14 protein-coding genes are annotated in these 13,976 nt (G+C 64.3%); 11 read left to right on the top strand and 3 right to left on the bottom strand.

The annotated features are described in order from the left end of the window. Positions 1-281: 281 nt before the first annotated feature. The 4 genes from HNO53_RS20480 (at position 282) to HNO53_RS20465 (ending at position 4,500) form a co-directional block, all read left to right on the top strand. Positions 282-1,310, top strand: a complete 1,029-nt coding sequence (locus HNO53_RS20480) for an amino acid ABC transporter substrate-binding protein (RefSeq protein ID WP_209474773.1) — start codon at positions 282-284, stop codon at positions 1,308-1,310. Positions 1,311-1,419: 109 nt separating this feature from the next. Then, positions 1,420-2,610 (top strand): amino acid ABC transporter permease, encoded by a 1,191-nt coding sequence (locus HNO53_RS20475; protein ID WP_209474771.1) that lies wholly within the window; start codon positions 1,420-1,422, stop codon positions 2,608-2,610. A 10-nt stretch (positions 2,611-2,620) separates the two neighbouring features. Further along, complete coding sequence (locus HNO53_RS20470; protein WP_209474770.1) at positions 2,621-3,721, top strand: amino acid ABC transporter permease; 1,101 nt, start codon at positions 2,621-2,623, stop codon at positions 3,719-3,721. Positions 3,722-3,771: 50 nt separating this feature from the next. Further along, a complete protein-coding gene (locus tag HNO53_RS20465; protein ID WP_209478738.1) occupies positions 3,772-4,500 on the top strand; it encodes an amino acid ABC transporter ATP-binding protein in 729 nt (242 codons plus the stop codon). A 68-nt stretch (positions 4,501-4,568) separates the two neighbouring features. Here the strand turns inward: HNO53_RS20465 and HNO53_RS20460 are convergent, their stop codons facing one another. Continuing rightward, positions 4,569-4,997 (bottom strand): hypothetical protein, encoded by a 429-nt coding sequence (locus HNO53_RS20460; RefSeq protein ID WP_209474768.1) that lies wholly within the window; start codon positions 4,995-4,997, stop codon positions 4,569-4,571. A gap of 112 nt (positions 4,998-5,109) precedes the next feature. Beyond that, positions 5,110-5,700 (bottom strand): histidine phosphatase family protein, encoded by a 591-nt coding sequence (locus HNO53_RS20455; protein WP_209474766.1) that lies wholly within the window; start codon positions 5,698-5,700, stop codon positions 5,110-5,112. Between the two features lie 157 nt (positions 5,701-5,857). Between HNO53_RS20455 and phnD the strand changes: the two genes are divergently transcribed. The 6 genes from phnD (at position 5,858) to HNO53_RS20425 (ending at position 12,045) form a co-directional block, all read left to right on the top strand. Then, entirely contained in the window at positions 5,858-6,865 is a 1,008-nt protein-coding gene (gene phnD, locus HNO53_RS20450; protein ID WP_209474764.1) for a phosphate/phosphite/phosphonate ABC transporter substrate-binding protein, read from the top strand. 70 nt (positions 6,866-6,935) lie between these two features. Further along, the gene (phnC, locus tag HNO53_RS20445; protein WP_209474763.1) at positions 6,936-7,742 is read left to right on the top strand and encodes a phosphonate ABC transporter ATP-binding protein; all 807 of its coding nucleotides are present in this window, start codon (positions 6,936-6,938) and stop codon (positions 7,740-7,742) included. Continuing rightward, positions 7,729-8,538 carry a phosphonate ABC transporter, permease protein PhnE gene (gene phnE / locus HNO53_RS20440; protein ID WP_209474761.1) on the top strand — a complete coding sequence of 270 codons (810 nt, stop codon included), beginning with the start codon at positions 7,729-7,731 and terminating at the stop codon, positions 8,536-8,538. The genes phnC and phnE (HNO53_RS20440) overlap by 14 nt, the downstream gene beginning before the upstream one ends. After that, the gene (phnE, locus tag HNO53_RS20435; RefSeq protein WP_209474759.1) at positions 8,532-9,341 is read left to right on the top strand and encodes a phosphonate ABC transporter, permease protein PhnE; all 810 of its coding nucleotides are present in this window, start codon (positions 8,532-8,534) and stop codon (positions 9,339-9,341) included. Before phnE (HNO53_RS20440) ends, phnE (HNO53_RS20435) begins: the two co-directional genes overlap by 7 nt. A 95-nt stretch (positions 9,342-9,436) precedes the next feature. Next, positions 9,437-9,865 (top strand): host attachment protein, encoded by a 429-nt coding sequence (locus HNO53_RS20430; RefSeq protein WP_209474757.1) that lies wholly within the window; start codon positions 9,437-9,439, stop codon positions 9,863-9,865. A 113-nt stretch (positions 9,866-9,978) separates the two neighbouring features. Next, entirely contained in the window at positions 9,979-12,045 is a 2,067-nt protein-coding gene (locus tag HNO53_RS20425) for a methyl-accepting chemotaxis protein (RefSeq protein WP_209474755.1), read from the top strand. A 14-nt stretch (positions 12,046-12,059) separates the two neighbouring features. Here the strand turns inward: HNO53_RS20425 and HNO53_RS20420 are convergent, their stop codons facing one another. Then, complete coding sequence (locus HNO53_RS20420) at positions 12,060-12,986, bottom strand: LysR family transcriptional regulator (RefSeq protein ID WP_209474753.1); 927 nt, start codon at positions 12,984-12,986, stop codon at positions 12,060-12,062. A 146-nt stretch (positions 12,987-13,132) separates the two neighbouring features. Here HNO53_RS20420 and HNO53_RS20415 point away from each other — a divergent pair, with 146 nt between their 5' ends. Continuing rightward, positions 13,133-13,909, top strand: coding sequence for a ferredoxin--NADP reductase (locus HNO53_RS20415; protein WP_209474751.1), 777 nt, complete (start codon positions 13,133-13,135; stop codon positions 13,907-13,909). The last annotated feature ends 67 nt before the right edge of the window (positions 13,910-13,976 follow it).

The following is a 13,976-nucleotide window of genomic DNA, read 5'->3' as shown; positions in this document are numbered from 1 at the left end:
GGCGAACCTCGTGAAGCGCCCCCGTAGGCTCTGCCTGCGGGGGCGTCGTGTTTCCGGATGAGCCTCTTTCGTTGAAGGCAAGCGCACCGCATCGCTGGTGCGCGATCTCGCCTCGTTGCACCATCGTGGGGCAACGGATGCGGCCGGATATTCTTCTTCACGACCGTTGAATAAGTGTTTTGCCTGCGCTATCCCTGCCTTGGAACAAACCTTGCTAAGGTGCAGGCACATGCTTCGGCATGCATCGTCCAAAAGACAATAGACCTACGAGGGATCTTTCCATGCGCGACAACAAGAACAAGTGGGTGCTGCTCACTTCCGCAGCCGCACTGACTCTGGGTGCCGTCTCCGTGGCTTCCGCCGAGACACTCGAGAATACGCGCGAGCGAGGCGTCGTTCAGTGCGGCGTCAGTGACGGCCTGCCGGGCTTCTCCGCGCCGAACGACCAGGGTGAGTGGCAGGGTCTTGATGTCGATGTCTGCCGTGCCGTGGCCGCCGCGGTGTTCGGCGATGCCGATGCCGTGCGCTACATCTCGCTGAACGCCGTCGAGCGCTTCACCGCGCTGCAGTCCGGCGAGGTCGACGTCCTCTCACGCAACACCACCTGGACCGCTACCCGCGACACCACCCTGGGCCTGAACTTCGCCGGCGTGAACTTCTACGATGGCCAGGGCTTCCTGGTGTCCAAGGATCTGGGTATCTCCAGCGCCAAAGAGCTCGATGGTGCCGCCATCTGTATCCAGTCCGGTACCACCACGGAGTTGAACCTGGCCGACTACTTCCGTGCCAACGAAATGCAGTTCGATCCCATCGTCTTCGATACCTCCGAGCAGACCGTGGGCGGTTTCGAGGCTGGCCGCTGCGACGTGCTGACCTCCGACACTTCCCAGCTCGCCGCACTGCGCATTCAGCTTTCCGAACCCGACAGTGCCATGATCCTGCCCGAGGTGATCTCCAAGGAGCCGCTGGGGCCGGTAGTGCGTCAGGGCGACGACCAGTGGTTCAACATCGTCAAGTGGTCGCTGTTCGCCATGCTCAACGCCGAAGAGCTCGGTGTGAACAGCGAGAACGTCGACGAAATGCGTGACTCCGACAACCCCAACATCGCCCGTCTGCTGGGGCAGGACGGCAACTACGGCGAGGGCATGGGGCTCGACGCCAACTGGGCCTACAACATCATCAGCCAGGTCGGCAACTACGCCGAAAGCTTCGATCGCAACGTGGGCCCGAATTCGCCGCTGGGTATCGAGCGCGGGGTGAACGCGCTGTGGAACGATGGCGGCTTCCAGTACGCTCCGCCGATCCGCTGATCGAACCGTCCGAGTCACCTGAGGTGCCTCGATCCAACTTAGCCCCGGCCCGGCCATCCCAGGCCGGGGCTTGATACCTGCTTGACGGATCCAGGCGGAGAGTCCCTTCATGTCCGTTCGACCCAAGGCCCAGTCCGTGGGCCCAAAACCGCCTTTCTGGCGTGATCGCGCCAAGCGTGCGTTGCTCTTCCAAGCCCTGCTGATCGCCGCAGTGGCGGCTTTCCTGCTGTATATCGTCGGCAATACCCAGGCCAACCTGGCCGCCCGCGGCATCACCACCGGCTTCGGCTTCCTGACCAATACCGCCGGTTTCGGCATCGTCCAGAGCCTGATCGAATACTCCTCGCAGAGTACCTACGGCCGTACTTTTGTGGTGGGGCTGCTCAATACCCTAGTGGTATCGGCGCTGGGGATCCTGGCGGCTACCCTGATCGGCTTCGTCGTCGGCATCGCCCGGCTGTCGCCCAACTGGCTGATCGCCCGGCTGGCCAGCGGCTATATCGAGATATTCCGTAACATCCCGCTGCTGCTACAGATCTTCTTCTGGTACTTTGCCGTACTGCGCGCCATGCCCAGCCCGCGTGACAGCCTGTCGCTCGGGGAGGCCGTGTTTCTCAACGTGCGCGGCCTGTCTCTGCCCCAACCCCTATTCGAGTCGGGCTTCGGCCTGATTCCGCTGGCCTTCGGCGTGGCTGTCGTGGCCAGTGTCGGGCTGATGATCTGGAACAAGCGACGCCAGGAAGCCACCGGCAAGCGGCTGCCGGCGGGCTGGATTTCGCTGGGCCTGATCATTGGCCTGCCGCTGCTGGTGCTGGTCGCCACTGGCGTGCCGGTGACCTGGGACGTGCCGGAGCTGCGCGGCTTCAACTTCCGCGGGGGGATTACCGTCATCCCCGAGTTCCTGGCCCTATGGCTGGCGCTTTCCATCTATACGGCCTCGTTCATCGCCGAGATCGTGCGCTCTGGCATCCAGGCGATTCCCCACGGCCAGACCGAGGCAGCCCAGGCGCTGAGCCTGCCGCGCAACCTGGTGCTGCGCCTGGTGGTGGTGCCCCAGGCCCTGCGCGTGATCATCCCGCCGCTGACCAGCCAGTACCTCAACCTGATCAAGAACTCCTCGCTGGCCACGGCCATCGGCTATCCGGACCTGGTCTCGGTGTTCGCCGGCACCACGCTCAACCAGACGGGGCAGGCGATCGAGGTCATCGCCATGACCATGGCGGTCTACCTCACCATCAGCCTGCTGGTATCGATGTTCATGAACTGGTTCAACGCCCGCGTGGCGCTGGTGGAACGCTAGGAGAGGCGCCATGACGATTCAACACAAGATGATCGAGGCGCGACCGGCGCCCGGCAATACCATCGGCCCGGTGGCCTGGCTGCGGGCCAATCTGTTCAGTGGGCCGGTGAACACGATCTTCACCCTGCTGGGGCTCTATCTGCTCTACCTGCTGCTGACGCCTACGATCCAGTGGGCCTTCATCAATGCCGACTGGATCGGCACCAGCCGCGACGACTGTTCCCGTGAAGGCGCCTGTTGGGTCTTCGTCAATGCGCGTATCGGCCAGTTCATCTACGGCCTCTACCCGCGCGACGAACTCTGGCGGATCAACCTGACCTTCGCCGTGTTCGCCGCCCTGATCGCCTGGCTGATGATCCCGCGGCTGCCGCTCAAGCGCTGGGTGGCGCTGGCCACCCTCGTGGCCTTCCCGGTGTTCGCCTACTTCATGCTCTACGGCGGGCATTTCGGCCTGCGGGTGGTGGAAACCCACCGCTGGGGCGGGCTGATGCTGACCCTGGTGCTGGCCGTGGTGGGGATGGTCGGTGCGCTGCCGATCGGCATCCTGCTGGCACTCGGGCGACGCTCACAGATGCCCATCGTCAAGAGCTTCTGCGTGGTGTTCATCGAGTTCTGGCGCGGCGTGCCGCTGATCACGGTGCTGTTCATGGCCTCGGTGATGCTGCCGCTGTTCATGCCTACCGGGGTCAGCGTCGACCGCCTGATCCGGGCCTTCATCGGCATCACCCTGTTCCAGAGCGCCTATATGGCCGAGGTCATCCGCGGCGGGCTGCAGGCGATTCCCCGTGGCCAGGAGGAGGCGGCGGCGGCGCTGGGCATGAGCTACTGGATGCGCATGGGCCTGATCGTGCTGCCCCAGGCGCTGAAGTTGATGATCCCCGGCATCGTCAACACCTTCATCTCGCTGTTCAAGGACACCACCCTGGTAATGATCATCGGGCTGTTCGACCTGCTCGGCATCGTGCAGGCAGCGCTGTCGGATTCCCGCTGGCTGGGCTTCTCCCTGGAGGGCTACGTGTTCGCCGCGTTCATGTTCTGGATCTTCTGTTTCAGCATGTCGCGCTATAGCCAGTACCTCGAGCGGAAACTTCACACCGGCCATAAGAGATAGGAACTAGAACAATGACTGAACAGGCAACCCAGGCCGGCGCGGAGACCCTGATGGTCGAGATGCGCGGCGTCAACAAGTGGTACGGCGACTTCCATGTACTGCGCGACATCAACCTAGAGGTCAAGCGGGGCGAGCGGATCGTCATCTGCGGGCCCTCGGGCTCGGGCAAGTCGACGCTGATCCGCTGCATCAACCATCTCGAGGAGCACCAGGCCGGCGAGATCGTGGTCGGCGGCGTGCCGCTGACCCAGGACGTCAAGCGCATCGAGCAGATCCGCCGCAGCGTAGGCATGGTATTCCAGCACTTCAATCTCTTCCCGCACCTGACGGTACTGGAGAACTGCTGCCTCTCACCGATGTGGGTTCAGAAGAAGCCACGCCGCGAGGCGGAGCGGCTCGCCATGCAGTACCTGGAGCGGGTCAAGATCGCCGAGCAGGCGCGCAAGTATCCCGGCCAGCTCTCGGGCGGGCAGCAGCAGCGCGTGGCGATTGCCCGCTCGCTGTGCATGCATCCCGACGTGATGCTGTTCGACGAGCCTACCTCGGCGCTCGACCCGGAGATGATCAAGGAGGTGCTCGACGTCATGGTGGAGCTGGCCAACGAGGGCATGACCATGCTCTGCGTGACCCACGAGATGGGCTTTGCCAAGACCGTGGCCGACCGCGTGATCTTCATGGACCAGGGCCAGATTATCGAGGAGAACGCCCCGGAGCCCTTCTTCAACAATCCGCAGTCCGAGCGGACGCAGCTCTTCCTCAGTCAGATCCTCGGTCACTGAGGTCTGGGCCCTGCGCGGCCGCCTCACTCTACGGGGCCGGCCGCGCATTCCGTTTAGGCCCGGCTAGCTCAGAGGCTGCCCTGAGGCTTGAGAGGCTCGGCGGGCCGTGTCACGCGTGCGTTGCCGAGAACACTGGGCTCGGTTTCCACCGGGCGTGCCTCGCTGGTCCAGGCCGCTTGGCTGTCGTGCACCGCCGGGCGGCGCTCGAAGGAGCGGGTGACCATGTCGCCCGGGGCAAAACCGGTGCGGTTGGCGAGGTGATGCGGCAGCAGGCAGAGCTCGATCAGCAGGCGCAAAACGAGGGTCGCGGCCAGCCAGAGCCCGACTCCCAGCGCCAGGCTGGGCCAGGCCAGGTGCCATTCGACCGCGCCGAACCAAGGACTGCGCGGCAGCAGCCACAGCAGGGCGTAAGTCAGCAGGCCAGCCTGCAGACCGAAGTGAATCAGGAGCAGCACGCCCCGGGACATCGGGCGGCGGGGAAACAGGAACTGTCGCATCGGGGTCCTCCCGTGGATGCTTCGCAGTACGATGATGTGGCCGGCATCCCTGCCGGAAAGCCGATGCTACCCCAGAAGACGCCGAGCGTCAGCCGTCCTGTCGATGTCCCGATCAATCGAGCACAGCGATGCCGGCCGGCAGCAGCGCTTCGCGGTCGCGATGCTCCGTCAGCAGGCGACCTTCGAGGGCGGTCAGCATGATCTGCAGCGGGTCGCCGTGGCTGACCAGCAGTACGGTCTCGCCCCGCAGTGCCTGCTCCAGCGAGGCGATCACGCCCTGCATGCGGGCGGCGACGCTGGCCACGCTCTCGACCCCGTATTCGTGGTGCTCGGGGCTGCGCGCATCATGGACCCAGACGTCACGATAGCGGCTGTCCGCCGCGCCCTCGAGTTCGCCGAAGTCGCGCTCGCGCAGGCGCGGCTCGGCCTGCATCTCGAGGCCGAAGTGAGCGGCCACTCGCCTGGCGGTTTGCGTGGTGCGCAGGAAGTCCGAGTGCAGAATGTGGGTAGGAGCCGGCCAGCGCCAGTCGGCGAGCAGCGCGTCCAGCTGCGCTTCGCCTTGCTCGGAGAGGCCATATTCCGCCAGACCCCGGGCCGGCGTGCTGATGATCAAGTGACGGGCATTGGCCTGGCTGTGGCCATGCCGCATCAGCAGGTAGCGGTTGTGGCGTTGGCCCAAAGCGGAGTGAAATCGGATTGACATCGTGTTGGCATACTACCTAGATTGTTGGTTAGTTTCGTTTGCGATCATATGGGCCTTACCGTGTTCGCTTTCGAGCAGATGAGCGGCTTTCCTGGGCATTTTCGCTCCCGCCATCGCTGACAACAACATAATGACAGTGATACAGAGAGACACGCCAATGACAACTATCAGGACGTTCCGTCGTTCCCCCTTCGCCACGCTGGCCTTCACCTCACTGCTGCCGCTGCTTCTGCTGTTGCCCGCCCAGGCGCAGGCTCAGTCCGATTGCCAGCGCGGCGACCTGGACCAGATCTACTGTGACGAGGATGGCGACCTGGTGGCCGACCGTCCCAGCGACGAATCCGAATGGGTCGATCCCGATACGCTGATCTTCGCCTATACCCCGGTGGAGGATCCGGCCATCTACTCCGATATCTGGCAGCCCTTCATCGACCACCTGAAGGAAGTGACCGGGCGCGACGTGCGCTTCTTCGCCGTGCAGTCCAACTCGGCGCAGGTCGAGGCCATGCGCAGCGGACGACTTCACATCGCAGGCTTCTCAACCGGGCCGACGCCGTTTGCCGTCAACCTGGCGGGGGCGGTGCCTTTCGCCCTGATGGGCTCCGACGACGGCCAGTTCGGCTACACCCTGCAGGTCTACACCCACGTCGACTCCGACATCGAGGAGTTGGAGGATCTCAAGGGTAAGCGCATTGCGCACACCTCGCCGACCTCCAACTCCGGCAACCAGGCGCCGCGTGCCCTGTTTCCCGAGTTGGGGGTCGTACCCGAAGAGGACTACGAGGTGGTCTACTCCGGCAGCCACGATCAGTCGATGCTCGGCGTGGTCGCCCGCGACTACGATGCCGCCCCGGTGGCTTCCGAGGTGGTCGAGCGCATGGCCGCCCGTGGCCTCTACGATCCCGAGGAGGTGCGCATGATCTTCGAGTCGGATCGCTTCCCCACTACTTCGTATACCTATGCTCACAACCTGCACCCCGACCTGGTCGACAAGATCGAGGAGGCCTTCTTCTCCTTTGAGTTCGAGGGCACCGAGCTGGGCGACGAGTTCGAGGGTGTCGAGAAGTTCATCCCCATCAACTATCAGGAACACTGGAAGGTCATCCGTACCATCCAGAACGCCAACGGAGTCGAATACACTCCCGAGAACCTGGACCAGGAGTAAGTCTGGTGAACTGCGTCGGGGCTCTCGGCATGGCCGGGGCCCCTCGTTCCTGGTGGTATGAGGGAGTGGCATGCTGGAAATAACGCGACTGGTCAAGCGCTACGGCCGTGACAAGCCGGTACTGGAAGAGCTCGACCTGAAGGTAGAAGGAAGCAGCGTAGTGTCAATCGTCGGTGCCTCCGGTGCCGGCAAGAGTACCCTGCTGCGCTGCATCAACCGCCTGGTGGAGCCGACCTCGGGCTCGATCCGGCTCAACGGCACCGAGCTGGTCAACCTCAAAGGGCGCGAGTTGCGCCGGGCTCGACGCAAGATCGGCATGGTCTTCCAGGGCTTCAACCTGATCGACCGATTGACGGTGATGGAGAACGTGCTGGCTGGCCGACTCGGCTACGTCAATCTTTTCCAGGCCGTTACCCGGCGCTATCCCCAGAGCGACATCGAGCGTGCCTTCCAGCTGATGGAGCGGGTGGGCATCGCCCACTACGCCAACAAGCGTGCCGACGAACTCTCCGGCGGCGAGCGCCAGCGTGTCGGTGTGGTGCGGGCGCTGATGCAGGAGCCCGAGATCCTGCTCGCCGACGAGCCGACGGCCTCGCTCGATCCGCGCACCTCCGAGCAGATCATGAAACTGCTGCAGAGCCTGGCCAGTGAGCTCTCGCTGCCGGTATTGATCAATATCCACAATGTGGCCCAGGCCAAGGCCTATACCGAGCGCATCGTCGGACTACGCCATGGGAAAATGATCTTCGACGGCGTCCCGGCCGACTTCACCAAGGAGGCGCTGGACGCCATCTATGGCGGCATCGAAGCCGCTGAGGACGAGATCACCGCGGAGCCTGGCCGCTCGAGACAGGGAGTGGCGCATGACTCCACCTGACCCTGTCGGTGCGCCGCGCACCTGGCGCAAGCCGCCCTTCATTGCCAGCCCGTTACTGCGCTATGGGCTGTGGCTGGCGATACTCGTCTATCTGGTGTGGGCGTTCGGCTCGCTGCCGTTCAACTGGGAGCGCATCAGCGAGGGCCTGCCGCGAGCGGCGCGTATCTTCGGCGGCGGCTTTCCGCCCAGCTTCGAGCGCAGCGAACTGCTGCTCACCGGCTTCAAGGAGAGCTTCCAGATCGCCATCCTGGCCACGCTGCTCGGCGTGGCGCTGTCGATTCCCTTTGCCGTGATGGCTGCCAAGAACGTGGCGCCCAAGCCCATCTACCTGCTCGGGCGCGCGGTGATCATCGTCTCGCGCAGCTTCCATCCGGTGATCGTCGCCATCCTGTTCGTCGCCGCGGTGGGTTTCGGGCCCCTGGCCGGTATCCTCACCCTGACGATCTATTCGATCGGCTTCGTCGGCAAACTGCTGGCCGAGGAGATCGAGGAGATCGACTGGGGCCAGGTCGAGGCGATGAAGGCCGCTGGCGCGGGCTACCTCGCCACCCTGGTCTACGCCGTATTCCCGCAGATCCTGCCGCGCCAGGTAGGGCTCTCCATGTACCAGCTCGACAGTAACCTGCGCGCTTCGGCGGTGGTCGGCATCGTCGGTGCCGGCGGCATTGGCGGTACCTTGATGAACGCCTTCGGGCGTTACGACTACGATTTTGCCTTTGCCATCCTGCTCACGATCATTGCGGTGATTCTGGTCAGTGAAGGCATCAGCGGCTGGGTGAGGAAGAAGATATGGTAGATCGTGCCGGCGCCTTGGCCGACCGCGTGTGGCGACGCTATGACCGCAAACAGCGCATGATCCGCTACGCCGTGCTGTTGGCCACCGTGATGGTGGTCTACTGGGCGGTGCGCGACATCGATATCTTCTGGCCCTGGGTGTGGGACGCGCCCAACCAGATATCGAGCCTCGGTGCGCGCATGTGGCCGCCCGACCCCTCGCGTTTGGCGGCGATCGTCAATGCGCTGCTCGAGACGGTGCACATCGCCACGCTGGCCACCGCGCTGACGATCTTCATTGCGCTGCCGGTCTCCTACATTGCCGCCCAGAACACCACTCCCAACCGTGCCTGCCTGTGGCTGGGCCGCTTCATCCTGGTCGCCAGCCGCTCGGTGAACACCATCATCTGGGCACTGCTGTTCGTGGCAATCTTCGGCCCGGGAGTACTGGCCGGAATACTCGCCATCATGTTTCGCTCGGTGGGCTTCATCGGCAAGCTGATGGGCGAAGCGATCGAAGAGATCGACCGCCGCCCGGTGGAGGCCATGGAGGCCACCGGTGCGTCCAAGGCCAAGGTGATCGCCTATGCCATCGTGCCGCAGGTGATGCCGGCCTTCTTTGCCATCGTCATCCTGCGCTGGGACATCAACATTCGCGAATCGACGGTGCTGGGCCTGGTCGGCGCCGGCGGCATCGGGGTGATCCTGCAGGGTGCCATCGACACCTTCGCCTGGCCCACGGTAGCCACCATCCTGATCGCCATCGTGGTGCTCGTCTTGATCGGCGAGGCGGTGACCGGCCTGCTGCGGGGCAAGGTGCTGTAACCGGTTGACCCTTGAGAGTCTGCTTGCCATTTTGGAGATAGAGAGTCCGCAACGGGAAGGCGGGCTTTGACTTCAACCCGACTCAAGGAGAGGCTATGACAACGTATATCGTGGTGGCCGATGCGGCGCGGGCTCGCGTGTTTACACGCGATGCGCTCAAGCTGGAGGAGAAAGAGAGTCTGGTACACGCCGAAGGGCGGCTGCACGAGGGAGACTTGGTGACGGGCGCCACGGGCGCCATGGATGAATCGACCTCTCAGACCCGGCGCTCCAGTCGGGGAGACAGCGTGGCTCTGGATCACGAAGCCGAGATCTTCGCCAAGCAGATCGCCGAGCGCATCTACAAGGCCCGGGTCGACAACAGCATGGACAAGTTGATCCTGGTGGCACCGCCACGCTTCCTGGGTGTGCTGCGCGACAAGCTCGACGGTCCGACCAGCAAGCTGGTTATCCATACCCTGGACAAGGACCTGTCCAAGGCGCCGCTAAACGACATCCAGCAGGCTGTCAGCGATATGCGCTGATCCCATCCATCCTCAAACTTTCGTCTCAAGATGGGGGCGTTCTTGCCGATAAGAGAGCCATGAAAGCGAAGTTTTCTTCGCGATTACCGGCTTCTATTTCAGCGAGAGCGCCCATGCACCTCAAATCGATCCGCCAGTTCGTTGTCCTGCTGGCCGGCCCCTGCCTGTTGGCCGTGGTCGTGGCCCTGGTCCTCTACGGCCTGTTCTCCTCGGCGCGTACCCAGCAGACCGTCGAGGCCCATACCCGCGAGCTGCTCGAGGGAGCGATCGACGAACGCCTGGCGGTACTGGCCGATGCCGAGGCCGGACGCATTCAGCGTGAACTCGAGCATGCGCTGACGCTGGCGACTCAGTTGGCCGACACCAATGCGCTGATGGGGCAGCAGGATGCCAGCGGCCGCCGTGCCCTCTCGCTGAGCCGTCGCGAACTCTCCAACCTGGTGCGCCAGACCGTCGTCGAGAACCCATCGCTGCTGGATGCCTTCATCGGCTGGGAGCCCGACGCCTTCGGCCGCGACGCGCTGTATGCCGACCTTGGCGAAAGCGATGGCTACGATGGCAGCGGCCGCTTCATGCCCTGGTGGTATCGTAGCGGCGACGGTGAGGTCGAGGTGCTGCCGCTGGGTGGGACCATGGAGAGCACCGCGGTGCTCGCCAGCGGCGTACGTGAAGGCGAGTACTATCTCTGCCCGCGCGAGACCCTGGCCCCCTGCATCATCGACCCGGCGCCCTACGAGTATGGCGACGAGACGCTGCTGGTCACGTCGTTCAATGTGCCGATTCTGGTCGACGGCGAGTTTCGCGGCGTTGCCGGGGTCGACCTGGCGCTCGACTTCATCCAGGCGCTGCTGCTCGAGGCCAATCAGTCGCTCTACGGTGGGGCGGGCGAGATGGCGCTGATCGCGGGGCGCGGCGGCCTGGTGGCGCATACCGCCGATGCCGAGCGGCTCGGCGCAGCGGCGAGCGAGGCATTCGATGGCGATGTGCTCGCCGCCATCGAGCAGGCGCGCACGGAGGGTGTGAGCGTGAGTCTGGTGCGCGAGGGCCTGCTCGAACGCTACCAGCCTTTCACTATCGGCGATAGCGACGCGCCCTGGACGCTGCTGATCCGCCTGCCCGAGGAGGCCGTCATGGCAGAGCTTGCGACCCTGCAGGAGGTGCTGGGTGAGCAGCGTCGCGCCGATACCCTGGGCATGGCGCTGGTCGGCCTGTTACTGGCGGCGCTGGGACTCGCCGCGCTGTGGTGGGTCGGCACCCGGGTCTCGCGGCCGCTGCGGTTGCTGGCCGAGCGCATGCGTGAGATCGCCAGTGGCGATGGCGATCTGACCCAGCGACTGCCGGTGCGTGGGCGCGACGAGAGTGCCGAACTCGCCACCCAGTTCAACGCCTTCGTCGACAAGATCCACGACGTGCTGCTCGACGTGCGTGACAGCAGCGAGTCGGTGCGCGTGGCGGCCAGCGAAATCGCCAGCGGCGGCGAGGACCTGTCACGGCGCACCGAGCAGGCCGCCGCCAGCCTGCAGCAGACCTCGGCCTCGATGGAGGAGATCTCCGCCACCGTCGAACACACCTCGACGTCCTCGCGCGAGGCCAACGGCCTGTCGAAAACGGCCTCCGAGGTCGCTCAGCGTTCGGGGGAGACGGTCGGCCAAGTGGTGGATACCATGGACGAGATCAGCCGCTCGTCGGAGCAGATCGGCGAAATCGTCAAGGTCATCGACGGCATCGCCTTCCAGACCAACCTGCTGGCGCTCAATGCCTCGGTCGAGGCTGCACGGGCCGGCGAGCATGGCCGCGGCTTTGCCGTGGTGGCCGGTGAGGTTCGCCAGCTCGCCACGCGCAGCGCCGAGGCCTCGCGTGACATCCGCGCACTGATCGATGCCTCGACCCAGCGTGTCGCCAACGGCGCCGAGCTGGTGGGTCGCGCCGGCGAGAGCATGCACGAACTGGTGGCCAGCGTGAACCGGGTGGCGCATATGCTCGGTGAGATCAGCATGGCCGCCGCCGAGCAGAGCGATGGCATCGGCCAGGTCAGTGTGGCGGTGGCCGACCTCGACCGCATGACCCAGCAGAACGCGGCGCTGGTGGAGGAATCGACCACCGCCGCCGAGCAGCTCAGCGAGCAGGCCGATCGCCTGGCCAGGGTCGTGGGCGGCTTTCGCTTGAGCGAACGCCGCTAGCGGCGACAAGGGCGTCAGGATACCGGCGGCAGGTCGATCTCGTCGCTGCGCCTGACGCCTTCGGTCATTTGCCGACACAGGCGCAAGAACTCGCGCATGCCGGTGGCCAGGTACTTGTGGCGGTGCCAGATGAAGGCGAACTGACGGCTCAGGTCGAGCTCCGGCGTGGCAATCGGCACCAGGCTGCCGCGGCGGAAGGCGTCGCGCAGCGCCAGCTTCGACACGCAACCGATGCCGAGCCCCGACTCCACCGCCCGCTTGATGCCCTCGGTATGTTCCAGCTCAAGTAGGGTGTTGAAGCGTCCGCGTCGGTGACGCGCGGCCTGTTCCAGCGTCATGCGCGTGCCCGAGCCCTGCTCGCGCATGATCCACGCCTCACGCAGCAGGCGGTCGAGCTCCACCGGTCCCTGTCCTGCCAGCGGATGGCGCGGCGAACAGAACACCGACAGCTCGTCCTCCACCCAGGGCTGGGTAATGACGTCCTCCTCCTCGCAGTGCCCCTCGATCAGCCCCAGATCGAGCTCGTGCTGGCGCACGCGGTCGACGATTTCCCGCGTATTGCGCACTGCAAGCCGCACTCGGCTGCCCGGGTGACGCTGCATGAAGTCGCTGATCAGCAGCGTCGCCAAGTAATTGCCGATGGTCAGAGTGGCGCCCACGTCGAGCGAGCCGATGCCCTGCTGGCCGTGCAGGATCTCCTCGATTTCGTCAGCACGGTCGAGCAGTGCCACCGCCTTGGGCAGCAGCTGGAAGCCTAGTGCATTGAGCCGCAGCCGCTTGCCGACGCGGTCGAGCAGCTGGCAGTCGAACTGGCGCTCGAGTTCGGCCAGGGCGGTGCTGGTGGCCGACTGCGATAGGGAGAGGGCGCGCGCGGCACGCGAGACGCTCTCGTGCTGGGCGACGGCGACGAAGACCTCGAGCTGGCGCAGGGTGAAGTGCATGAATAAGCCTGGCGTTGATCTATATCAGTGGTCTGGATAAAGGTTATCCATACAATCCAATTAACAGATAAACCTTGCGCTCTTATAATGCAAGCAAATCGATTTGCCCTTTGAGTTATTCGAAATTGGAATAGAAAGGAGCCGGCATGAGCAAGTTTGCGTTGGAAGAGGTGCTTAGCGTCCATCACTGGAACGACACCCTGTTCAGCTTCCGCACCACCCGCGAGCGCAGTCTGCGCTTCAAGAACGGTCAGTTCGTGATGATCGGTCTGGAAGTGAATGGCAAGCCGCTGATGCGCGCCTACTCCATCGCCAGCCCCAACTACGAGGACCACCTCGAGTTCTTCAGCATCAAGGTACCCGACGGCCCGCTGACCTCGCGCCTGCAGCACCTCAAGGTGGGCGACCAGATCATGGTCAGCCGCAAGCCCACCGGCACCCTGGTCACCGACGATCTGCTGCCGGGGCGCAACCTCTACTTCCTTTCCACCGGCACCGGCCTGGCGCCGTTCATGAGCCTGATCCAGGATCCGGAAGTGTACGAGCGCTTCGAGAAAGTGATTCTGGTGCACGGCGTACGCAGCGTCAGCGAACTGGCCTATGCCGACTTCATCCAGCAGGAGCTGCCGGCGCATGAGTACCTGGGCGACGAGATCCGCGAGAAGCTGGTCTACTACCCCACCGTGACCCGCGAAGAGTTCCACACCATGGGACGCCTCACCGACCATATCCGCAGCGGCAAGCTGTTCGAGGACACCGGCGTAGCACCGATGGACCCCAAGCAGGACCGCGCCATGATCTGCGGCAGCCCTGCGATGCTCGACGAGACCAGCGCACTGCTCGACGATCTGGGCTTCAACATCTCGCCGCGTATGGGCGAGCCGGGGGATTACGTGATCGAGCGCGCCTTCGTCGAGAAGTAAAAAAGGACGCTCGCTCACGTTTCGGGCGCTCAAGACGTTTCGGCGCTTGCCGACGCTTCAAAAAACC

It is taken from the genome of Billgrantia antri, from assembly GCF_017868935.1.
Lineage (GTDB): Bacteria > Pseudomonadota > Gammaproteobacteria > Pseudomonadales > Halomonadaceae > Halomonas > Halomonas antri.
Note: the sequence above shows the minus strand (reverse complement) of the source record. Positions and strands in the feature narration are given on the sequence as shown.

Coding starts and splice junctions, on each gene's coding strand:
- HNO53_RS20480 (WP_209474773.1), top strand. CDS start 282: ATGCGCGACAACAAGAACAAGTGGGTGCTGCTCACTTCCGCAGCCGCA.
- HNO53_RS20475 (WP_209474771.1), top strand. CDS start 1,420: ATGTCCGTTCGACCCAAGGCCCAGTCCGTGGGCCCAAAACCGCCTTTC.
- HNO53_RS20470 (WP_209474770.1), top strand. CDS start 2,621: ATGACGATTCAACACAAGATGATCGAGGCGCGACCGGCGCCCGGCAAT.
- HNO53_RS20465 (WP_209478738.1), top strand. CDS start 3,772: ATGGTCGAGATGCGCGGCGTCAACAAGTGGTACGGCGACTTCCATGTA.
- HNO53_RS20460 (WP_209474768.1), bottom strand. CDS start 4,997: ATGCGACAGTTCCTGTTTCCCCGCCGCCCGATGTCCCGGGGCGTGCTG.
- HNO53_RS20455 (WP_209474766.1), bottom strand. CDS start 5,700: ATGTCAATCCGATTTCACTCCGCTTTGGGCCAACGCCACAACCGCTAC.
- phnD (WP_209474764.1), top strand. CDS start 5,858: ATGACAACTATCAGGACGTTCCGTCGTTCCCCCTTCGCCACGCTGGCC.
- phnC (WP_209474763.1), top strand. CDS start 6,936: ATGCTGGAAATAACGCGACTGGTCAAGCGCTACGGCCGTGACAAGCCG.
- phnE (WP_209474761.1), top strand. CDS start 7,729: ATGACTCCACCTGACCCTGTCGGTGCGCCGCGCACCTGGCGCAAGCCG.
- phnE (WP_209474759.1), top strand. CDS start 8,532: ATGGTAGATCGTGCCGGCGCCTTGGCCGACCGCGTGTGGCGACGCTAT.
- HNO53_RS20430 (WP_209474757.1), top strand. CDS start 9,437: ATGACAACGTATATCGTGGTGGCCGATGCGGCGCGGGCTCGCGTGTTT.
- HNO53_RS20425 (WP_209474755.1), top strand. CDS start 9,979: ATGCACCTCAAATCGATCCGCCAGTTCGTTGTCCTGCTGGCCGGCCCC.
- HNO53_RS20420 (WP_209474753.1), bottom strand. CDS start 12,986: ATGCACTTCACCCTGCGCCAGCTCGAGGTCTTCGTCGCCGTCGCCCAG.
- HNO53_RS20415 (WP_209474751.1), top strand. CDS start 13,133: ATGAGCAAGTTTGCGTTGGAAGAGGTGCTTAGCGTCCATCACTGGAAC.